This is a genomic window from Pelagicoccus sp. SDUM812002, assembly GCF_031127835.1.
Taxonomy (GTDB): domain Bacteria; phylum Verrucomicrobiota; class Verrucomicrobiia; order Opitutales; family Opitutaceae; genus Pelagicoccus.
Window position 1 is genome coordinate 1 of the sequence record NZ_JARXHX010000013.1, and the last position, 20,782, is coordinate 20,782.

General features: G+C 52.8%; 16 protein-coding genes. 9 read left to right on the top strand and 7 right to left on the bottom strand.

Annotated features, from left to right (window positions below):
- Positions 1-966: 966 nt before the first annotated feature.
- The 4 genes from accB to QEH53_RS17045 all read left to right on the top strand — a co-directional run bounded on the left by accB (position 967) and on the right by QEH53_RS17045 (position 3,980).
- Positions 967-1,416: an acetyl-CoA carboxylase biotin carboxyl carrier protein gene (gene accB / locus QEH53_RS17030; protein WP_309024415.1), complete on the top strand. Its 450-nt coding sequence runs from the start codon at positions 967-969 to the stop codon at positions 1,414-1,416.
- A gap of 89 nt (positions 1,417-1,505) precedes the next feature.
- Positions 1,506-2,861 carry an acetyl-CoA carboxylase biotin carboxylase subunit gene (gene accC, locus QEH53_RS17035; protein WP_309024416.1) on the top strand — a complete coding sequence of 452 codons (1,356 nt, stop codon included), beginning with the start codon at positions 1,506-1,508 and terminating at the stop codon, positions 2,859-2,861.
- Positions 2,862-2,982: 121 nt separating this feature from the next.
- On the top strand, positions 2,983-3,423 hold the full coding sequence (locus tag QEH53_RS17040) for an Asp23/Gls24 family envelope stress response protein (RefSeq protein ID WP_309024417.1): 441 nt from the start codon (positions 2,983-2,985) through the stop codon (positions 3,421-3,423).
- Between the two features lie 29 nt (positions 3,424-3,452).
- Positions 3,453-3,980 carry a hypothetical protein gene (locus tag QEH53_RS17045; protein WP_309024418.1) on the top strand — a complete coding sequence of 176 codons (528 nt, stop codon included), beginning with the start codon at positions 3,453-3,455 and terminating at the stop codon, positions 3,978-3,980.
- Between the two features lie 8 nt (positions 3,981-3,988).
- Here the strand turns inward: QEH53_RS17045 and QEH53_RS17050 are convergent, their stop codons facing one another.
- Positions 3,989-5,386 (bottom strand): hypothetical protein, encoded by a 1,398-nt coding sequence (locus QEH53_RS17050; RefSeq protein ID WP_309024419.1) that lies wholly within the window; start codon positions 5,384-5,386, stop codon positions 3,989-3,991.
- Between the two features lie 218 nt (positions 5,387-5,604).
- Here QEH53_RS17050 and QEH53_RS17055 point away from each other — a divergent pair, with 218 nt between their 5' ends.
- The 3 genes from QEH53_RS17055 (at position 5,605) to QEH53_RS17065 (ending at position 8,320) form a co-directional block, all read left to right on the top strand.
- Positions 5,605-6,255, top strand: a complete 651-nt coding sequence (locus QEH53_RS17055) for a thiamine phosphate synthase (protein ID WP_309024420.1) — start codon at positions 5,605-5,607, stop codon at positions 6,253-6,255.
- A gap of 122 nt (positions 6,256-6,377) precedes the next feature.
- The gene (locus QEH53_RS17060; protein ID WP_309024421.1) at positions 6,378-7,433 is read left to right on the top strand and encodes a LacI family DNA-binding transcriptional regulator; all 1,056 of its coding nucleotides are present in this window, start codon (positions 6,378-6,380) and stop codon (positions 7,431-7,433) included.
- A 65-nt stretch (positions 7,434-7,498) separates the two neighbouring features.
- Positions 7,499-8,320 carry a glycoside hydrolase family 16 protein gene (locus tag QEH53_RS17065; protein ID WP_309024422.1) on the top strand — a complete coding sequence of 274 codons (822 nt, stop codon included), beginning with the start codon at positions 7,499-7,501 and terminating at the stop codon, positions 8,318-8,320.
- A gap of 93 nt (positions 8,321-8,413) precedes the next feature.
- On the opposite strand, the gene QEH53_RS17070 is transcribed toward QEH53_RS17065, so the two are convergent.
- The 3 genes from QEH53_RS17070 to QEH53_RS17080 all read right to left on the bottom strand — a co-directional run bounded on the left by QEH53_RS17070 (position 8,414) and on the right by QEH53_RS17080 (position 14,167).
- Positions 8,414-9,649: a glycoside hydrolase family 2 TIM barrel-domain containing protein gene (locus tag QEH53_RS17070; protein ID WP_309024423.1), complete on the bottom strand. Its 1,236-nt coding sequence runs from the start codon at positions 9,647-9,649 to the stop codon at positions 8,414-8,416.
- A gap of 3 nt (positions 9,650-9,652) precedes the next feature.
- A complete protein-coding gene (locus QEH53_RS17075; protein ID WP_309024424.1) occupies positions 9,653-11,047 on the bottom strand; it encodes an MFS transporter in 1,395 nt (464 codons plus the stop codon).
- Between the two features lie 216 nt (positions 11,048-11,263).
- Positions 11,264-14,167 (bottom strand): TonB-dependent receptor plug domain-containing protein, encoded by a 2,904-nt coding sequence (locus QEH53_RS17080; RefSeq protein WP_309024425.1) that lies wholly within the window; start codon positions 14,165-14,167, stop codon positions 11,264-11,266.
- A gap of 223 nt (positions 14,168-14,390) precedes the next feature.
- On the opposite strand from QEH53_RS17080, the gene QEH53_RS17085 reads away from it, so the two are divergent.
- A complete protein-coding gene (locus QEH53_RS17085; protein ID WP_309024426.1) occupies positions 14,391-16,244 on the top strand; it encodes a family 16 glycosylhydrolase in 1,854 nt (617 codons plus the stop codon).
- Between the two features lie 305 nt (positions 16,245-16,549).
- Positions 16,550-19,069 (top strand): TonB-dependent receptor plug domain-containing protein, encoded by a 2,520-nt coding sequence (locus tag QEH53_RS17090; RefSeq protein WP_309024427.1) that lies wholly within the window; start codon positions 16,550-16,552, stop codon positions 19,067-19,069.
- Between the two features lie 102 nt (positions 19,070-19,171).
- Here the strand turns inward: QEH53_RS17090 and QEH53_RS17095 are convergent, their stop codons facing one another.
- The 3 genes from QEH53_RS17095 to QEH53_RS17105 all read right to left on the bottom strand — a co-directional run bounded on the left by QEH53_RS17095 (position 19,172) and on the right by QEH53_RS17105 (position 20,684).
- Positions 19,172-19,639: a YbaK/EbsC family protein gene (locus QEH53_RS17095; protein ID WP_309024428.1), complete on the bottom strand. Its 468-nt coding sequence runs from the start codon at positions 19,637-19,639 to the stop codon at positions 19,172-19,174.
- 403 nt (positions 19,640-20,042) lie between these two features.
- Positions 20,043-20,330 (bottom strand): ATP-binding protein, encoded by a 288-nt coding sequence (locus QEH53_RS17100; protein WP_309024429.1) that lies wholly within the window; start codon positions 20,328-20,330, stop codon positions 20,043-20,045.
- A gap of 108 nt (positions 20,331-20,438) precedes the next feature.
- The gene (locus QEH53_RS17105; protein WP_309024430.1) at positions 20,439-20,684 is read right to left on the bottom strand and encodes a hypothetical protein; all 246 of its coding nucleotides are present in this window, start codon (positions 20,682-20,684) and stop codon (positions 20,439-20,441) included.
- Between the last annotated feature and the right edge of the window lie 98 nt (positions 20,685-20,782).

A 20,782-nucleotide genomic window follows, 5' to 3' on the forward strand; every position in this document is an offset into this window, starting at 1 on the left:
ACTACGCTGACAAACTTTCATTTGTCATGTTTAATTTTAGAATTGATTGGGGTTACAATCAATCACGCTAAATAAATTTCAAAGAACACCCTAGTTAAAGGGGAAAGAGTCCATTCACTCACCATATGAAAGCCCTAAATGAGCGTTTCGTTTGTGTGACATTTAATGAACGGAGGCCGAACACTGTTCGTATCACTCAACTAATCAAGAACTTTTTTGAGTTTTTCTTCCTCGGTGTTGATTTTGTAAACCACACCGAACCTAGCGAGCGAGACATAAACAACAGAGGGCGGACATTGCCGCGTCAAAAGCAGGAAACAAGACGTTTTTCGACTTTTCCTTCAATCGACTAGCATCCAAACATCAGTCAATCATGTGAATATTTAAAGAACGGAAGAGTCGGCAAAGTGCCGAAACTTGCCTCTTAATCAAGCAGTATTTTCTTATTTTTTTCAGCCCTCTCGGAAGAGAAAAAACTAAGACAAGAAAAGACCAAAGTGAGATTGATTAATAGAGAACAGAGCCGGCACAGTGTCGATCTGAAAACCTAAATCAAGTTGTTTCTCACAAAAGTTATCAACAGTCCAACCGAGGCGTCTTACACGCTACAGCGGAACAAATCTCCAACTGCTTAACAAAGAACGAAGGTGCGGACCCTGCCCTATCGACCGAATGAATCAAGCGTTTAATGAATAAATGTTGATGTCCAATTCCCGAAGCCAAGACCACACCCCCTGTGATCGAGACTTCAGTGGGCTAAAAAGCAACAGATTGGATAGACATATTATATATAGTTGCAAACTACCCCTTTCAAAACCAGCCCATTCGCACTCGCCAAGCGACTATTTTTCACCAAAGTCACCACCATTGCAACGAACGGAACCTCAACTAGATAGTTGCATGTTGCGTAAAACAACGTAACAGACCCACCCTTATTTACTTCACGAACAACTAACCCTCAGAGCTTTGGACATCAAAGAAATCAAGCAAATCGTCGACCTTATGAAGCGGTCAGACCTGACTGAATTCTCCGTCGAGGAAGAACAATTCAAGCTGCGCATCAAGCGAGCTACGGAAACCCAGGCGCAACCTCAAATCGTCAGTTACGCGGCACCCGCTCCGGTTGCCCCTGCAGCAACCGCTCCAGTCGCCGCAGCCCCTGCACCCGCAGCTGAGGACAAATCGACCTATATTACCTCACCAATGGTGGGTACGTTCTATTCGGCACCTTCGCCGGAAAGCCCATCCTTCGCGAAAGTTGGCGACATGGTGAAGGAAGACAGCGTGGTCTGCATTATTGAAGCAATGAAGATCATGAACGAGATTCAATCGGAAGTCAGTGGCACAATCGCGGAGATACTAGTCGAAAACGGGCAACCCGTCGAATTCGGCCAAAAGTTGTTTCGTCTAGCGTAGCATAGTCGTTCACGCCACGCGGCAATCAAATCCAAGAGTCGAGCCTTACCGGTTCGGCTCGCAGTTTTTCCCACCAAATACCATTCCAAATGGAGAAAGTACTAATCGCAAATCGCGGTGAAATCGCACTTCGAATCGTTCGCGCTTGCCGCGAGCTCGGCATTAAATCCCTCGCAGTTTATTCAGAGGCGGACATCGAGTCTCTCCATGTACAGTTAGCGGACGAGGCGATATGCATTGGCAAAGCTCCGAGCTCCGAAAGCTACCTTCGGGCTGATCGGATTTTGAGTGCAGCTGAAATTGCCGACGTTGACGCGATCCATCCAGGATACGGGTTTCTCTCAGAAAATGCAGACTTCGCCGAGCAATGCGAGTCATGCAACATCAAGTTCATCGGACCATCAGCGGAAGCCATCCGCAAGATGGGCGACAAAGCGGTGGCCAAAGAGACAGTGCAAAAGGTCAATGTCCCTGTCTGCGGCGGATCCGACGGCGTGATTTCGGACGAAAACGAAGCCTCCAAAATCGCGAAAAAAGTCGGATACCCAGTCATAATCAAGGCAGTCGCTGGAGGTGGCGGAAAAGGCATGCGTATCGCCCACAACGACGTATCGCTGCGCAAAGAGTTCCACATCGCCCGCAATGAAGCGGAGAAGGCCTTCGGCAACGGTGCCGTTTACGTGGAAAAGTATATCCAGAACCCGCGGCACATCGAGTTTCAAGTCCTTGCTGATGCATACGGGAACGTCGTTCACCTCGGAGAACGCGACTGTTCAGTGCAGCGCCGCCACCAAAAGCTTATCGAGGAGGCACCCTCGCCTTTCCTTTCGCCTGAATTACGCAAGACCATGGGCGATGCTGCGGTGCGAGCCACGAAGGCGGCCAATTACGAAGGAGCCGGAACTATCGAGTTTCTTGTAGACGATAAAGGCGACTATTTCTTCCTAGAGATGAACACTCGCATCCAGGTCGAGCACCCCGTTACCGAAGAAGTGACCGGCATCGACTTGATCAAGCAACAACTCCTGATCGCGCAGGGCGAAAAGCTCTCCTTCAAGCAGGAGGACATCGTAATCAATAAACACGCCATCGAATGTCGCATCAACGCTGAGGATCCTGCTCGCGGATTTATGCCAAGCCCCGGATGCATCGATCTTTACTACGCTCCCGGCGGTCACGGCGTTCGAGTTGACTCACATGCATACGGAGGGTACATCATCCCCCCCTACTATGATAGCATGATCGGAAAGCTAATCACCTACGGAGCCACCCGCGAGGTTGCCATCCAACGCATGTATCGAGCCCTTAGCGAATACCTCATTCGCGGCATCAAGACCACCATTCCGCTCCAGAAGGCTATCATCAGCGATCCTGACTTCCGGGCAGGTAAAGCTACGACCAAGTTCATGGAAGACTTCATGGCTCGCAACCCGAAGTTCGACTAGCATCTCGCTATCATTCGAGTGATTTACAAAAGCCCTCAAAGGCCCTAGGAACTTTTCTAGGCGAATCGCGACTCAATTCCCCAGCAAGCTGTAAAACAACCCTCACTCAATTCTCTAAACAATGGACCAACAAGAACCTAGCATCGAGATCGGTGACGATCAGGATGGAACTCTCGGCCAAATCAAGGTCAACCACACTGTAGTGGCCACCATCGTCAAAATGGCGGCAACTAGTGTAAAAGGCGTAGTCGGAGTCGGCGGCAGCTTCATTGAAAACGTATCTGCCCTTTTCTCTAGCAAGGACTACGATAAAGGAGTCCGCGTCTCGGAGGACGAAGGTGGCAACTACCTCATCGAACTCCGTGTTCACATGGAATATGGCGTAGAACTGGCCAAGACAGCAGAAAACCTTCAACTCATCGTCGGCAAGCAAGTCACCAATATGACAGGTAAGACCGTCGCTGCGGTGGACGTTATTATCGAAGGCGTAAAGATGCCAGAGGAGGTAGCCGCATCTCGTAAAGCAGCGGCAGAAGAGGCGAAAAACGCCCTCGAAGAATAGAGCCCCTACCGCACTGAATCGACCCCAAAGTGGAACCCTTCAAGGAACTGATGACACAACTGACGCCGCTCCAAATTGGAGTGGCCGTGGTCGCGTTCATTTTCCTCCTTATCGGGCTCCGACTCGTTTTCAAGAAGCCGCCGGCGCACCTAACCGCATTCAGTGGAGAAGCTGGCAGCGTGCTGGTATCGCGAAAAGCACTGCAGGAGCTCATTCGCTCAGCATGCCTTCTAGACGAATGGGTAGAGGCTGCACGCCCCACCGTTCGCCTCAGGGACAACAAAGTCACCGCTCGCGTTGAGCTTCGGCTCTCCAAGCCAGAAGACCTCAAAGCAATTTGCGAAAGGGTGCAGGATCACATAACGGCCCTTCTGCATAAATCTCTCAGTTTCGAACAAATCGGCTCCATAGAAATCGTAGTAAAAAGCTTCGGTAAGGAATCCGCTGAAGTGGATGCGTTTCCACCTAAGAGCCTTATCTCACCCGAGTCTCAACTACCCAAGATTGAAGGTCCTGAGAAGCAGGAGAAACCTTCCGAAGAAAACTCGTCAAAATAGCGTAGAGTCTAGCGCATGCGATAGGCCCGGACTCGCTCCGACACCTCCCCTAAGAGTTCCCAGCGACTCGGATACCGCTTCAGAATCGAATCGTCCCGCTCCTCTTCGAACTCATGCAGGACAGCGACAACCTTGACTTCGCTCTGGGCGGAAGCCTCAGCCAAAAGCTCCCAGTCGGAATCCTCTTTGGCCAGGTCCCATCGGAATATAGGGAAACGGGTGTAATAGTAGAACGCTCCGCTCGGCTGCATACAAATGACAAGGGTATCACTGTCTAAATTCTGCTTGGCCCATGCGCATTCCTCCGCGTACCGCCGCTCGAAGGCCTGCTCGCCTAAGATATTGAGCCTCCCTTCCCAATACACTGCAGCCACCACCGATAGGAAGGTCAGGGTTAGCAAAAGCCTCAGCTCAGCCTGATTCGAAAGGCGAGTCCGAGCGAACGACTCAAACCATGCAGCCGACAAAAGTATAACCGCAGGCAACGCCACCAATATGAAGCGGAGGAACCACCAAGTCTGGCTGGTAAAGAAATAGAACGCGTAAAACCCAAAAAAGGGAATCGCCCAAGCAAGCAGCAAGCGAACCTGCCCTTTTCGCAAACGCGTTGCTTCGAGCAGCGCAGATGGCAGCGCCAGGGCAAACAGTCCATAGAGCAACGTCCTCCCGTAGTGACGCATGGTTGGCAAAAAATATTCCGCCTTAAACAGGGACCAAAGATCACCATAACCACTCTGCCATAGGTCTCCGTAAAGCCTCCCATTCGACCACAAGTAGAGAAGCAACGCCGGTATCCCCCCTACAATCCCCGAGAACCACTTATCCCAACTCGCCCGATCTTGCCACAAAGCCACCCACACTGGAGCGAAAAGCAGAACGTTCGACGGCCGAGTCAAAACCGCCCCCCCTACAAGCAAACCGCAAAACAAGGCAGCGATCCGCGACCCGTTCGAGCGCTTAGCGAGCACCAAAACCCAAATTGCCAAGCAGGCGGCCAAGAGGTCGGACATCAGAATCAGCGAGCTCCACAAAAACAAGGGTGACGTCGCGAGAATCGCCACCGAGTAGAACCTCCAGGGCTGTTGCAGCTTCAACTCGGTGCCCAAAAACCAAATACCGATACAGGAAAAGATCGCTGAGAACGCATAGACCATCCTCACCAGCAATTCTGACTCGTGTAAATCGCCCAGCGAAAGGAGCAGAGGCAATCCAATCGGGTACGTCGGCGAGAGCTGTCCTTGTTCAGCTCGAAACATGAAACCTAAGGGCTGAAACAGAGACTTTGGCATTTCCTCAAACATAGCGCCCTCCGGAATCCTGACCGTCTCCGTCATCCTGCCTTCTCCTAGCAAGCGAGCGAAGTTCATGTATCCACTCGCATCCGCCGCACCCGCTAAAGGAACCATTTTGAAGAAAACGACCAGGCCCACACACGCGGCTAACCCTATCGACGCCCACTTCCAAACCCCGTGCTCTCGCCAACTGTCACTAATCTGCCGCTTTCCAAAATCTCTTCCACGCTCACAAAAAGTTCCTAGTTTTGACATTCCAAACACAGGCTGATCCCTTAGCCGATCAGCACCTTATAGCAAAGCAGAATCACTCTCTCCCTCTCGCATATCCGATGAACAAGCCTTTAGAGCACGCTATATTTTATGGGATCCTAGACGCCCGTTACGTCACCCCTGAGAAATGGACCGAGAAGTATGACGCCCTCGTATCCGGAGGAGCGAGTATCATCCAATTGCGAGCTAAGGACTGCTCCCAAAAAGATCGTTTCCGCCTCACCGAGCAAATCCTCGAGAAGCGAGCTGCTAGTTTAGCCAAGCAGCCTCCCCTCGTCATCAACGTCGATATCGAGACAGCGCTCCGATATCCAGATCTCGGCCTTCACGCCAGCCAGGAGGATCAATATCCCATGGACGCCAGAGAGCGCCTCGGGCCCAACCGTCTCCTTGGCGTTTCGGTGCACTCGCGCGAGCAAGCCGACGAAATACTGCAGCTCTCCGATGGCATAATAGACTACTTCTCAGTCGGCCCCGTTTTTGCCTCTCCAACAAAACCTTACAGCGCCCCCATAGGCTTGGAGTTGATCGAATATATCGCCTCGAAATCACCCAAACTTCCATTCTTCTGCATCGGCGGTATCAACAGAAAAAACATCAGGGAAGTTAAAGCGGCAGGCGCTTCAAATTTCGTAACCGTCTCAGACGTCCTTCAGGCCGACGACACCGAGAGCGCAGTACGCGAGACTATCCAACTTGCTCGACCTTAAAACCACCTTCGGTTCGTTTTGAATTGCATTGAAGTGCATCTAATCAAAAGTAGTTGACAGCCCCTTCTTCATAGAGTCGCTGCATTAACAAGCAAGCGCCAAAAGAACCACCCAAACGCTCCATGGCCAAGCTCAACCAAAAGTACATCGCCGACGAGCTGAATCTCTCGCGAACCACCGTTTCTCGCTGTTTCACGAATCATCCTAAGATCAATCCTGAAACTCGAGCCAAGGTCTTCCGGCTGGCTGCGGAAATGGGCTACTCCTATTCGGCGCAACGAGGCGGAAACAACATCAAGCTTCAAGGCCGCAAGAAACTTGCTGTCATCGTAGGTATCAGCGAAGACCAACGCTCGAAGAACGATACGAAAACCGCCGAAGAGCTGCTCACCGGCATCACCGAAAAGGCGGCCATCGAAAAGCTCGAAGTGGAGGTATTCTACGTAGATCCGCAAGAATTCCACCCGCAGTCCCGAGCTCGACAGATTGTCAAAGGAGTCAGCTGCCTGGAGTGGAAAGGAGCGATCATCATCTATCCCCTCATCGAGGACGCAGTGGCCAATATCATGGCCAAGTTCCCCACCGTGTCCGTCCTCGAGGATTATGACGATTGCGACGTGGACTGCATCCACCCCGACCAAATTCGCGGCGTATCCAGGATCATGCAACATCTCGTGCAACTCGGACATAAACGGATCGGGTTCCTGAGTTGGAAGTATGCTGTAAACACACCATGGGTGGAACGACGCTTGGGGGCCTACGTCGAAAACCTTTATCGCTTTGGACTGGAACTCGACCCACAGATCATCCTCAACTTGAGACCAGACGAGCAACTCCCGCTCGACGAACTAGATGGGCTCGCTGCAGAGTACACACGAAGCAAAGGCGTCACCGCGTGGGTCTGCGCCGCCGACCACCAAGCTTACCGGCTCATGGACTCCTTCGAAAAACTGGGGATCTCCGTGCCCGAGGAATGCTCCATCACGGGATTTGACGGTCTGACGCCGCCCAAAGGCAAGAAACTGCTTACCTCCGTTCGCATTCCTTTCCGCGACATCGGAATCTCTGCGGTCAGTTCGCTTATCCGCAAGATCGACCACCCCAATACCAGCCGACGAAACGTTCAAGTCTCCGGCGAGTTCGTAGCAGGAGAGACCTCAGGCCCGCCTTCCGCCTAGCATCCTCCCTTGGAAAGAAACTATTCTCGGCTTGCTTTAATTGCATCTTTTTGCATCTTAAAGACATGAAAGCGACCTCCTTCTCATTACTACTTCCCGCAAGTTTGCTTTTGGTGAATACTCTCACTCAGGCGTCTGAGAAAGCCGCTTCCTCACAGGGGTGGCAGCTTGTTTGGTCCGACGAATTCGAGGCGGATGGATTACCCAATCCGGATAAATGGAACTACGACGTCGGCGGGCACGGCTGGGGCAACGAAGAGCTCCAATACTACACCGACGAAAAGCTGGAGAATGCACGCGTCGAAGACGGACACCTCATCATCGAGGCGCACAAGGAAGAGCGCGAGAGCTCCGCATACACTTCAGCGCGCCTCGTAACTCGCGAAACCCAAGCTTGGACATACGGAAGGTTCGAGATTCGAGCCCGCTTGCCAGAAGGGCTTGGCACCTGGCCAGCTATTTGGATGCTACCCGTAGACTGGGACCTTGGCTCCGGCAGTTGGCCAGACGTAGGCGAGCTCGATATCATGGAGCATGTCGGCTACGACGTCGGCACAGTTCACGCATCTGCTCATTCCAAAAACTACCAGTGGCAAGCCGGTACCCAGAAGACGGGGACCATCTCCGTGCCCGATGCGGCGGAGGAATTTCACACCTACGCATTCGAATGGACGGAAGACGAAGTGAAGGCCTTCGTGGACGATAAACTATACTTCACCTTCAGCAACGAAAACTCTGGCTGGGAATCTTGGCCCTACCAACGCGACTACTATCTTCTCTTAAACGTAGCCGTCGGAGGGCTCTGGGGTGCCGCAAAAGGCATCGATGAAGACTGCTTCCCACAGCGAATGGAGGTGGACTACGTTCGCGTCTACCAGAAGAATTAGAATTCACCTTCTAACGAATACGCTTGAGCTTCTACAATAACAAGACGCGCCCTTTTACGCCACGAACCAGACCGCTACCTGCATGGGGCGGTCTTATTCTCTGACCTGGAAAGGCAGGTTCGCTGTCGCCACCCAAGTCCCCGGACCTTGTAGTTCCACAAAAAGGCGATAGGGCCCCTCAACTGATGGCGCTGCGAAGCAGACGCGACCCTCGCCTAATTGCTCGAAACGGGTATCAAGCAATTCAGACGCGGTTTCACGATCGCCTCCAACTTTCTTGTCATCGCTCTCGCAAGCGACAGACCACTTCGCAGATCCTTCGAGAAACACGCCACGCGAAAGCTCGCATACCGCCTCAACCCAATCGCCCGGAACGAGCGTTACGTTCTCCAGGGCTCCCTTGGAAGCGAGCTTGAGGCTCGAAATCTGCGGGCAGGTTTCGTCCTCCCCCTTCACTGTCCAAAGCGACGAGATTGCGGCGACAGATTCAGTCGCGCGTCCCTTCTCGTCGAAGAGTCCGTACCAAGTTGGCGTCCTCTCTTGTTTATTGCCCCACAAGAAAACATAGCTTCCCAAGCATTGCCCGTGCGATCCGTTCAAACGCTGGTAACGTCTGCGGATCTGGGCTGCTTTTTCGGTCGAAGAGGGCTCGATCTCTGCTCCCCAAGCAGTCTGGCGAACTTCCCAATGTCCATTCGCGCCCCATTCGGTGATCAGATAAGGACGTTCCCAGCCAATCACATCGAGCTTCGACTGAACTCTTTCCAAATCGCCATAGGAATTAAAACTCACGAAGTCGATCGACGGACAAAATGCGTCTATGCATTGCAAGGCCTCTTGATTCACCGAGGCGAGAACCGTCATCACTGGGCGAAGAGGATCCACATTCTTGATGTAAGCGGCGAGCTGCTCGACAGCATTCCAGACATCGGGGTTGAGTTCGGATACCCCCAGCTCAAGCTCGTTGCCGACGCCCCAAACAAGGAGGGACGGCTCCCTAGATAGTGAGTGAACTTGGCCCTTCAGCGTCTCAAACTGCGATTCCCGCAAGACGACGTCTGAATAGTCAAATCCCTGCCTGGGCGGGACCATCCAAAGCCCCGCACAAAGGGAAAGACCAAGCCGACGGATATCGGGCAGCGCCTTCTCTGTCTGGTCTATTCCCCAGGTTCGCAAGGAATTCCCACCAGCCGCGGCAAGTTTCTCGACGTGCTCAAATCCTGCAGCTCCTTTAACAAAAAACGGCTCTCCATCCCTGTATAGGGAGTACCCATCCTCTGTCTTGCGGACCTCGACCCGCGCGATTCGATTGCTATCTATCAAAGACATCCCTTAAATCCCTTCTCCTTCTGTAGTTGTTCTCCGGACACCGAGTTCCGTTTCGATCTGCGAGAGCATGGTTGATTTGAGCGGATAAAAAACGAGGGCGACTATTGCCGCTGCAGCCAATCCTGCCGGAAAGAGCGAGAACAGGATCCGAATCCCCATCAATGCGCTAGGCCCTTGCTCCGCTCCGGCCACAAAACCCGCAAGCCCCAAGTACCAACCCGCCATGGCACCACCTATCGCCAGGCCCATTTTCTGGGCGAACAGTGCCGCAGAGAAAACGAGGCCAGTGGAACGCCTACCCCATCTCCATTCGCCGTAGTCCGCTACATCCGCGTACATCGACCAGACAAGCGGCACCGTAGGTCCAGCCAAGAAACCGCCCAAAACGCTCAAAGTGAACATCAGCCAAAATTGGTCCGGCGGAACGATGAAAAACAGAGCCATGCAAATTGCGTTGAAAAGCGAGAACCAGATCATGATAGACCGCTTCTCGAAACGAGCTGCTAGCGGCTTCGAAAGCCAGACTCCTGCGATCAAGCCCAACATTCCTGAAGTCATGATGATACTCGTTTGATCGAAAATCAGGAACATTGGGGCATCGGAAGCACCCACATAGTACTTGAAGTAGTAGACCGTCGCCGCCCCACGAGCCGCCACGTTTGCAAGCGTGAATACCGCAACGAAAAACAAGATCAGCCATGCACGGTTCTGAACCAATGCTCCCAAATCCTTCCGCAGGTCGTTCTTCTGCCCTGCCGGTGGCTGCACTCGCTCTCTTGTCCCTCTGAAGGTAACAAAGAACATCACCACCGACACCGCTGCGAAGATCGCCATCGTAACTTGAAACCCGAAGGCCTCGTTATCTTCGCCCCCAACTGCGTAGACGAGCGGGCGCACAAACATAGAAATAAGTAGACCGCCAGCGAATGCTCCAAAGAAGCGATAGCTGGAAACCAAGGTCCTTTCCGTGGACGAGGGTGAAATTACACCCAATAAAGCAGAGTATGGAATATTTATCGCCGTGTAAGCCAGCATCATCGCTATGTAGGTCGCATATGCGTACATCAGCTTTCCGCCCTCGCTAATATCAGGTACCACGAACATCAGGTATCCAATTATCCCATACGGTATCGCCATCCAAAGCAGATACGGGCGAAACTTTCCCCACCTGCTATTCGTCCGATCAGCGATCACTCCCATGATCGGGTCGCTAAACATGTCTACCACTCGGGCTGCCAAGAAAATGCTTCCTGCAGCCGCCGGACCGATACCGAACACATCGGTATAGTAGTAGAGCAAAAACAGGTTAAAGGTCTGAAAAAAGAAGTTCGAAGCAGTATCGCCCAAACCATAGCTTAGCTTCTCTGAGACACTAAGACGTTTGTTACTTTCTGGCATCGTTTTTTGTATTGAGCGTTTAGATACGCTCTATCCCTTCCCACCGAAAGGGTACGGATTGGCCGGGTCGTCACTGGTGACGCACCGCATTACAAGAGACTCATGTTCAGGCGTCCCGCCGTAGCAGCACTTCAGCCTGAGGGTAAAAAATGGGCAAAAAAAGAGCGACGCTGGGACGCAGAACTCTACGCCAGCGTCGCTCGCACTACCAATTATCTACAGATCCATACCGAACTGGAAGCGGTACTCTGTTGGCTTGGCGTAAATGTAACCATACGCGTGCTGATCGTTCATCACGTTGTAAACGTTAAGCTGCACGTGGGCATTTCTTTCACCGAGCTTGAAGTCATACTTCGCCATCGCATCGATGTTGATGCGGGTGTCAGTTTCTAGGACAACGCGCTGGCCATTGGTGTCGGTCACGAGCTGGCCGGATCCGTCAGTGATACCCGAGAAGTACTCGCGTTCGCTTTCGTACTGGAAGCCAAGACCGAACGAGAATCCAGCAAGCGCTCCGTCATCGATGCGATAGTTACCCCAACCGCTGAGGGAGTGACGTGGCGTGTCGTCTTGCTTTTCGCCGGCACCGTAACCGCGGCCCTGCCAAGTCGAAGTGTCGCTAGGGTCGAGGAACTGGTCGTCAAGCGAGTAGCCAGAAAGTCCCCATGCTCCATCTGGGAAGTACCATACTGCCCATTTGTCCACGCCACCTGCACCCCATGGGTACTCGGGAAACGCGCCCGCATTGATAACTGAGCGCTTTGTCTGCGCGTAGTTGAGAACGAACTGCATGTTGTCAGTCGGAGCGTAGTTGAACTGGGCTTCCCAACCGGAGGATTCTTGGTCGCCGCTTAGGTAAGCGTCGTATCCACCGGCTTCGGCGCCGGCGAAGTCGAGCGTCGCGTTATTGGTATTGTCGTCCTGAGTATACAACCAACCTGGCCAGCCTGGATTAGTTGTCTTGGACGCATTGAACACGGCATCCATGTAAGCTGCTCCTTCAGTCGCAGTCGCATTCAAGTACCAGGTGTCGTTGATTTGGTAGGCAGCACCGGAATTGACTGCCGCATCCCATTGAGGTGCCGCAACAGTGAACGATCCGTTTCTCCAATCCGCTTCTACGGTTGGGTTGAAGTCCGCTACGTTGTAGACGATATTCGCATCTGGATCGAAACGACCCTTCGCTGGAGACGGTGCCCACCAGTAGAAAATCGGTGTACCCGTTTGCTTGATACGGTAAGCGCTAATAGTTCCGCTCAACTTGCCGTCAAGCATATCGAACTTGATACCGGCTTCTTCGCTCTCAGCAACGACCGCGTCCATGGCGTTGCCATAAACGTCGCGATTGCCGTCGAAGTTTGGCATGATGCCTTCCGCCTTGAGAGCGTAGACCGAGAAGTTGTTGTTTAACTTGAAGGTGATGCCTGTTTGGGAAGTGTCCTTCTCTTTAGCTCCTGGGTTATTGTTCGTGATCGTGTCTTGACGGAAATCTTCCACCATGCCACGGAAGTCATTACGGTCGCGGCGCATACCAGCGACAGCGGTAAGTCGCTCGTTCAACCAGCTACCTTGGTAGACGAGGTAGGTTCCTTGATTCCAGGATAGGTCGTCAACGTAGCTCGCATCTTCCATCGCTGGAGCTGCTGTGCCATCGCCGTTCATGCCAAATCTCATGTAGGACGAGTCGGTCGGATCCCAATAGAAATATTCGTTCTGCATCGTTCCGCGGGTGAACACGGACTTGGATGAGCTCTCCTCTGAACGGCCGAGCAGGAAGCTGTTTTGCAATCCGAATAGTTCGCTGTTCTGGAATAGATCGACGTTGTAGTTCACCTCCGCACGAAGCTGATCGCGGTCGATGATCTCGTTCTTCTCGTTCCATGAACCTTGGAAGATCGCGTCTGTCACCTCACCAGCTACGAACTCAGCGTCTCCATTCTCCACGCTAGCGGGAATCACGGTGATCGTGCTGCGGAGGTTTTCAGGTCCTACGTTGTTAGTTACACCTCCACCGACATCGCGGGAGTCGAATTCTACCTTGGAAGAATTGTATCCAAGAAGTACATTCAAATTATCACCGAAGCTGTGCGTTGCCTGCAAACGTATGTTGTGCGATTCAGTATTCAAAAACGTGTCCGGTCCACTCCAACGCATGGTGCGGATTTCCTTGTCGGGGAATTGGAGGAAGCCAGCGCGTTCCAAACGGTCCTGCTGGTTCGCCACGTTTTCGCTCGAGAGATCGCCACGAGCGCGGACGCTTTGGAAACCGACTGCGTCTCTATCTTCCTTGCCATATTCCAAGTCAATGGTGACTTCGGTCTTCTCCGTAGGACGGAAAGTGAAGATCGGAGAAATGAACTGGCGGCTATTTTCCGAGAGCTCAGTATAGCTACCGTTTTGCTCATGTACGGCAGTCAAATAGTAGCCGAACTTCATGTCGTTATCCAAGGTATCGCCTGTTTCATAAACAGCGCGGTAGTGCTTGTTGTTACCTACGCTGAGGGTAACGTGCTGCGTCTGGTCTGCTGGAGGAGTCTTGGGCAGATAATTCACAATCCCCCCGAAATTTCCGATTCCGTAAAGAAGCGCAGCCGGACCACGAATTACTTCCACACGTCCGATGTTAGCAGCATCTGTGCTGAACTGGCGGCGGTAACCGTCGCGTAGAGTCGCATCCGTGATGAAGCCGCGAACCTTGTAGGAGGTTTGCGTCTTGTTGCTGGTAGCTCCTTCAGGGTTGTGCACCCCGCCGATCGTTCCGAAACTATTACCCTTACCAGCATCGTTCTGTGAAGACATGATCATGCCAGCGCTGTATGCGAGCGACTGGCGCAGGTCTGTCGATCCCGTGTCCTTGATGAATTGGTCAGTAATGACCTCGATCGGCATCGGAATGTCCTTGATAGCGGCATTCAAACGAGTACCGGAGATGGTGTTGGTAGCGCGGTAGCCACTGTCTTCCGAGGCATCCACTTGGAAAGGAGAAAGCTCGAAAACTTCCTCCTCGTCGCTCAAATCTGATTGTGCGCTTAACGACGCCGCAACGCCGATAGTAAGGAAGCCAAAATGCTTCCACGAAGACCTTAGCATAGATTGCTGACTCATTCGTTTGATATCCATTAGTCTAGTCTGGTTTGGGGGTGGTAGGTAGGTAGGGCGTGGAGCCAAATACGAATCGACGATCGCTCCACTCTCGGTGGTGAAAAAAGGGCGGGGTCACATCGCTGCGAGCGGGGCGTCGGAGCGGGTGAGGTAGAAAGCCCTCGGGGTTGTAAGGTGCACTTCAGTACAACTTGCACTGTTCGTCAATTTTTATTTGCATTATTTTGCACCTTAAAAGGAAATGGCCACTTACCCCATGGAAACGTTAAAACTGTCCCCTCTCCTCATCGTAGTCGCTCTTTACTTACTTCCGGCAGAGCCGACGCAGGCACTCGCAGAAGCAGAGGAGCAATGGCAGCTTATCTGGTCAGACGAATTCGAAGGCGACGGCCTCCCGAATCACCAATGGTGGGACTACGAGACTGGCAAACTTCGGAATAATGAGCTCCAATACTATACTGAAGCACGCCTCGCGAACTGCCGTCAAGAGGATGGGGTCCTCATAATCGAAGCCCGTAATGACGGTTTCGAGGGAAACGCCATCACCTCTGCGAGCCTCACGAGTCTGCGCTCTGCCAGCTGGACTTACGGAAAATTCGAAGTAAGCGCCCAACTGGCGGCGGGACGAGGAACTTGGCCTGCGATCTGGATGCTGGGCGACAATGTCGGCGAAGTCGGTTGGCCCCACTGCGGAGAAATCGATATCATGGAATTCGTCGGGTACGACTCCGACACAGTACACGGCACTGTACACACCACCTCGTTCAACCACATCCTAAACACCGCTCGGGGAGGAACCATCGACTTCGACGATTTGACCGAATCGATGCACATCTATTCCGTCGAGTGGGAGCCCGAGGAGATTCGCTTTTACGTAGACGGGCACCTCTACTTCAGCTTTCCGAACGACGGGTTAGGAAACGACTCGACCTGGCCCTTCCACCGCCCTCAACACCTTAAACTAAACCTCGCTGTCGGCGGAGACTGGGGTGGTGCCCAAGGAGTGGATACTTCAATATACCCGACCGAATTCCTCATCGACTACGTTCGCGTCTATCAGCGACCGCAGGTTGAGCCATTCACCGTCAGCCTTAAAGCAACAGGCCCTGGAGAGCTTCGCCTGGATCCAGAAAAGGAAACCTACGCGAAAGGCGAAACCGTAACTCTCATAGCCGATCCCGACGTCGGCATGAGACTTGGCAAATGGAAAAACGTGCAAGTCAGCCGAGCCTTGAAAACTGAAGTCGTTGTCGACCGACCTCTCTTCGTAGAAGCCGACTTCGTGGACCCAAGGTCAATTATACAAAATACAGGCTTCGAGTCAGGACTAGACACTTGGTACAACTACATCGACTCCAGTTCTGACGCCACAATTGTAATAAACCAAGAGAAACAAGCCGCGATCTCGGTCACCGATTCCGGGACCGCAGATTGGCACGTGCAATTCGGGCAAGGAGGCTTTCCCCTTCTGAACGGCAATCGCTACGAACTCACCTTTGATGCGAAGATAACAAGCGGAACGCCTAAACTTGTAGCTGCAATTGCCCAAAACCTCTCACCCTATGCGACCTTCCAATCCTCCACCATCGATCTAACGAGCGACGAGAAACGCTACACCCTAAGCTTCACTCACAGCCAAAGCAGCAGCCTTGACGCACGCGTCGAATTCCGTCTCGGAACCCAGCTCGGTGCGATAGCTCTCGACAACGTTCGCCTACTAAACCTCGACCAGTCCCCTCTTACCCCCTTTGAAGAATGGAAACGGATTAACGATATCCGCCCCCTCGACGACGCTGCTGATCCTGACCAAGACCTCCGCCCCAACCTCTTAGAATTTATCCGCGGAACATACCCCTTCGAAAAAGACCCGTACCAGCCGGTAGCTCTCGTATCCGTAAAGGAAGGACATGGTACCCTGGCTCCGAATTTCGAGCTCGACCCCGATCAAGCCGACATACTCATCACCCTTCAGGAATCAAGTGACCTCGAAAAGTGGAGGGACACCAATAAGGCGACAAGTCGATTTCAGCGACTCAAAAATTACCGCTCCTGCCGCCATACAAGACTAGCAACCAAAGAGTTTAGGTTCCTCTGAGGGCCAATGCTAATCTTTCGCGTTTCTAAAACCTGGGCGCGAAGCCTCACAAGGGGAGCTCATCGACACCGCGCTAGGTCGACCGTTTTCCTGAGTCAAGCGTGTCACAAAAAGGCAACTGCGCGCAAACTGTTACAATCAGTTGACGTGTAAGTTAAGCTTGGGTGAAGCCGGCTTCCACTAGTTGACCTCGATTCGGATTCAAGTAGATCGTCGAGTCAACGTATCGATGGAGTCGATACACTTTACCCATTTGGGAATGTGTCCGACGCCGTTCGCTACGTAGACCAAACTATAAAACTACCATGAATCCTATATCTAAACTTCCAGCATTAACTGCTGCACTAATCGCTGCAGGATCGACTGGCCTGCATGCTCAGAGCGTCGACGAGCCTAGCTCGGAAGATGTTTTCGATCTCGAAGGTTTCACAGTCAGTCCCTTGGAGGAGTTTTCGAACCGTGCCGTCTACGGTGAGACACCCATCGCTTTCTCCGAATTGAGCAAGGAAGATCTTGACCGCTACCTGGCGTCCCAAGAAATTCCCATGGCCCTCAACTACACACCGTCCGTCTATGCAACCAACCAAGGAGGTGGCGCCGGAGACGCCCGCATCAACATTCGCGGCTTCGACCAAAGAAACGTGGCCGTCATGATCAATGGCGTACCCGTCAACGACATGGAAAACGGCTGGGTCTACTGGTCCAACTGGGACGGCATCGGTGACATCGCTTCCTCGGTCCAGGTACAACGAGGAATTTCGAATCTCGACCTAGCGGTGCCCTCAATAGGCGGCACCCTTAACATTATGACCGACCCTGCTGCCAAAGATAAAGGCGGCATGCTGAAGCAAGAATTCGGCTCCGACGGTTTCTCCAAAACCACTCTTGTCGGACACACTGGTCTCATCGACGACAGGTTCGCAGCCTCCGCCGCCATCGCTCGCAAAATGAGCGGCAGCTACATCGACGGCGTTTGGGTCGACGCTTGGAGCTGGTACTTCGGAGCCTCTCTGAAGCTAAACGAATCGAACACAATCGAGTTCTACGGATTCGGAGCTCCTCAGCGTCACGCCCAGAACCTGTACGCACGAAACATTGGCTCATACAGCGCGGACTTCGCCCTCGGACTCGAAGGCTACGATGCTGCCGCTCTACAAGAAAGCTATGGATACGAGCGCGGCTTCGCTTACAACGAAACCTGGAATTACGTCGACACCTCCTACACGCAGCTACAGGCGGATCATCACGGCATTGGGCCTCGTCGTTTCGAAAACTATATCAACGAGCGCGAGAACTTCTACGACAAGCCGCAGGTCAGTGCCAACTGGTACTTCCGACCAGAAGATAGTCGCTGGTCTTGGGACAACGTTCTCTACTACTCCGGCGGCGAAGGTGGCGGCACCGGAACTTACGGCTCCGTCTCTCGCGTATCCGACTTCGGCGGCTACTTCCACCGCAACCGCGACTGGAACGCTGAGATAGCAGAAAACCAAGCCAATCTCGACAGCACCGGCCGCGCAGAGTCGACTGGCATCCTCCGCAACTCCCGCAACAACCAGTACACAATCGGACTCATCTCCAAGGCCACGTACGAAGCCTCCGAAAACTGGAGCACCTCCTTTGGCATCGATTGGCGTACTGCCGAGATCCAGCACTTCCGCGAGGTTAGAGACCTGCTGGGCGGAGACTACTTCATCTGGAACGGTGGCCAAAAGACCCTCGGAGGGACGTTCGACTATAACAACACCAACACAGTCGATTGGCTCGGTGGCTACTGGCAAGCAGCGTACGAGAAGGATGACTTCACTGGTTTCGCCATGCTCGGTCTTTCGCAGATCTCCTACTCCTTTGAAGACTTCTTCAAGCTCAACAACGACGGAAGCAATTACGTTATCGACTCCGATACGTTCGATGGCATGCAGCTGAAGTTCGGCGGACGCTACGATATCAACGAAAACACTAGCGTGTACGCAAACTTCGGATACGTAGAGAAAGTGCCCATCTTTGACACAGTCATCGACGACGGTTCCGGCGAGGCATTCCTCAACCCGCCAGACGAAGTCTTCACCAACGTCGAAATCGGCGTAAACTACACCAACGAGGACGGCACCCTGGTTCTCGGGGCTAACGTCTACAATACCGACTGGTCAGACAGAGCCTTCTCAAGGTTCGTCGCTGTCCTTGACGAAAACGTAAACATCGCTGGCGTGGATCAACAACACCGAGGCATCGAGTTCGAGGGTACCTACTACTTCAACAAGCAACTCAAGCTCGATGCGACCCTCGCTTTGAGCGACTGGAAATACAAGAACGACGTCACCGCTCGTTTCGATCCGGACAACAATCCAGCCACCGCTCAAGAGTTCAACCTCTACTTGGATGGAATCAAGGTCGGCGACGCACCGCAAACCCAGTTCACGACCAGCCTCACATACATGCCACAAACGGGACTGAACCTTACCGGCAGAATGCGCCACAACCGCCAGAACTACGCAGGGTTCGATCCACTCGGACGCACCGACGAGGACGACCGCACCCAAAGCTGGAAAGCTCCTGACTACACCGTCTTCGACTTCCACGCCGATTGGAAGCTTCCTACCGATACTGACATCGAGTACGAACTCTTTTTAAGCGTGCTGAACGTATTCGATAAAAAGTACATTCAAGACGCGGTGGACGCAGACTCCTTCAGCGGTTACCATGACGACTTCGATGTCAGCGAAGGCGGTAGCGGCGACTACGCCGACCTTCACGACGCTGATGGAGCAGCCGTTCACTTCGGAGCCCCTCGCCGTATCAATGCCGGCCTGAAGCTCACCTTCTAAAAACTCCCTGATCTGAGTTTTTTAATACAAGAAGACGCTACGCCTCCAATCGGCGTAGCGTCTTTCGTTTTCTAAGTTCCAAGAGCTATTCTAGCGTATCGACTAGTGCACTACAGCGAACGGTAACATTTCCGGTTCAACCAGCCATTCGAAATCATCGTACGCCAACCGGATCAGTTCCGTATGCGTTCCCGCTGAGAAAAAGATATAGTCATCTTCCGCGAGTTCGGGAGCGACATAAACCTTCATTCCGTAGAGATTTCCGAAAGGCGGAATAGCTCCCAGGTCACACCCAGGAAATTTATCCACGAAATCCTCTTCATGAGCAAGGCTCACACTTTCAGAACCAACGATCTCAGCCAAGAAACCCAGATCGATGTGTTCGGACGCCGGCAGAACCGCCATGACCAAATCATCGTCTAGCTTGACCACAACAGTCTTCGCCAAATCCCACCCAGAGACGTGGGCTCGCGCCGCCACCTCTTGGGCAGTGTACGCAGGCGAATGACTGATTCTCTGGTACTTGATCCGATGCAGGTCCAAGTACTCCGTTATTCGAGCGATAGGCATAACGCTCACCTCCTATTATTGCTTGTTAACGATTCTCACCCTAACGCGAACGGTTGGCCGAGAACCACGCCCTTAAGAGCGCCAGTGGGGGGTATTCTATGTCCGATTGTTTTTTGGGAAAAACGTCGGCGTCTTGACAGTGAGCCAGGCCGTCGGCGGCGATGTACAAACAGTAGCTAAGCTTAACTAAAAGTCGAGCCTGCGAAACGTACCTTAACAAATGAATTTTATAAAGCGCGAAGCCATAGTAGCTTCCCTACTGCGAAAATTAGCAAACGCCCTAGCTACGAACTGTCCGGGGGCGAATTACCGAACCCAGAGAGCGAGCAACTAAGGTGCAGTTCATACCATCACAATTCGAGCTAAAGCGCTCCATCGTACGGGTTTTCTCGGATTGCAAAGGTTAGCTCAAAAACGGTGCTGGAGTGTTCGTATCCACATAACGGTGACTTCCTCCAATATGCGTAGCCAACTGGGAACTGATCGCGAGACCGATACCCGTGCCTCCGCTCTTTCTGCTACCTACCGGAGTAAAAAGCTGATCGCGTAATTCGACAGGTCCTCCTTCCCCCGAATCGCTCACAAGCAAACTCGCCTCCTGCCCTTCATTCGATAAATCGATGCTGACGAGACCACCGTCCAGGGTCGCTTCCAAAGCGTTCTTCACTCGGTTAAAAGTGATCAACAACACTCCGATACTGCCACCAATAGGTCGGAGCTGAAACCGACTTGCGCGAAGTCTGACAGCCAAACTTCCGGATAAATTTCAGAGCTCAAGAGCCCTTGCTCTAGGCTTTCCTCAACGTCGCTGGGATTCGTCCCAAGCGGTATCGTGGACCTTATCCTCAACATTTGCTCGAAGTTCCCTCACCACCGATATCCGCAATTGCCGAGAAACTTGAATCTCTTCGGAAAACTCATCTAGGAACAATTCGCGAGCTGCCTTGATCTCTTCTGCTGTTGCGTTGCCGCCCGGACGGTAATTCTCAATCCATGCTCCGCGGAATAGCGCCTTGCGATCAACGCAGAGAGATGAGGTGGGCACGGATCGACTCAGGGGCGTCTTCCGGACTATTCAAAAGCTCGGATATCAAACCGCCGTACCGTCTAAACCGCTGCTTTGATGTAGATGGATCGCCCCCT

Excerpts from the sequence above, each read along its gene's own strand:
- QEH53_RS17075 (WP_309024424.1), bottom strand. The coding sequence starts at position 11,047 with ATGCCAGAAAGTAACAAACGTCTTAGTGTCTCAGAGAAGCTAAGCTAT.
- QEH53_RS17055 (WP_309024420.1), top strand. The coding sequence starts at position 5,605 with ATGAACAAGCCTTTAGAGCACGCTATATTTTATGGGATCCTAGACGCC.
- QEH53_RS17060 (WP_309024421.1), top strand. The coding sequence starts at position 6,378 with ATGGCCAAGCTCAACCAAAAGTACATCGCCGACGAGCTGAATCTCTCG.
- QEH53_RS17090 (WP_309024427.1), top strand. The coding sequence starts at position 16,550 with ATGAATCCTATATCTAAACTTCCAGCATTAACTGCTGCACTAATCGCT.
- QEH53_RS17070 (WP_309024423.1), bottom strand. The coding sequence starts at position 9,649 with ATGTCTTTGATAGATAGCAATCGAATCGCGCGGGTCGAGGTCCGCAAG.
- QEH53_RS17065 (WP_309024422.1), top strand. The coding sequence starts at position 7,499 with ATGAAAGCGACCTCCTTCTCATTACTACTTCCCGCAAGTTTGCTTTTG.
- QEH53_RS17040 (WP_309024417.1), top strand. The coding sequence starts at position 2,983 with ATGGACCAACAAGAACCTAGCATCGAGATCGGTGACGATCAGGATGGA.
- accC (WP_309024416.1), top strand. The coding sequence starts at position 1,506 with ATGGAGAAAGTACTAATCGCAAATCGCGGTGAAATCGCACTTCGAATC.
- QEH53_RS17095 (WP_309024428.1), bottom strand. The coding sequence starts at position 19,639 with ATGCCTATCGCTCGAATAACGGAGTACTTGGACCTGCATCGGATCAAG.
- QEH53_RS17080 (WP_309024425.1), bottom strand. The coding sequence starts at position 14,167 with ATGGATATCAAACGAATGAGTCAGCAATCTATGCTAAGGTCTTCGTGG.
- QEH53_RS17050 (WP_309024419.1), bottom strand. The coding sequence starts at position 5,386 with ATGGTTCCTTTAGCGGGTGCGGCGGATGCGAGTGGATACATGAACTTC.
- QEH53_RS17085 (WP_309024426.1), top strand. The coding sequence starts at position 14,391 with ATGGCCACTTACCCCATGGAAACGTTAAAACTGTCCCCTCTCCTCATC.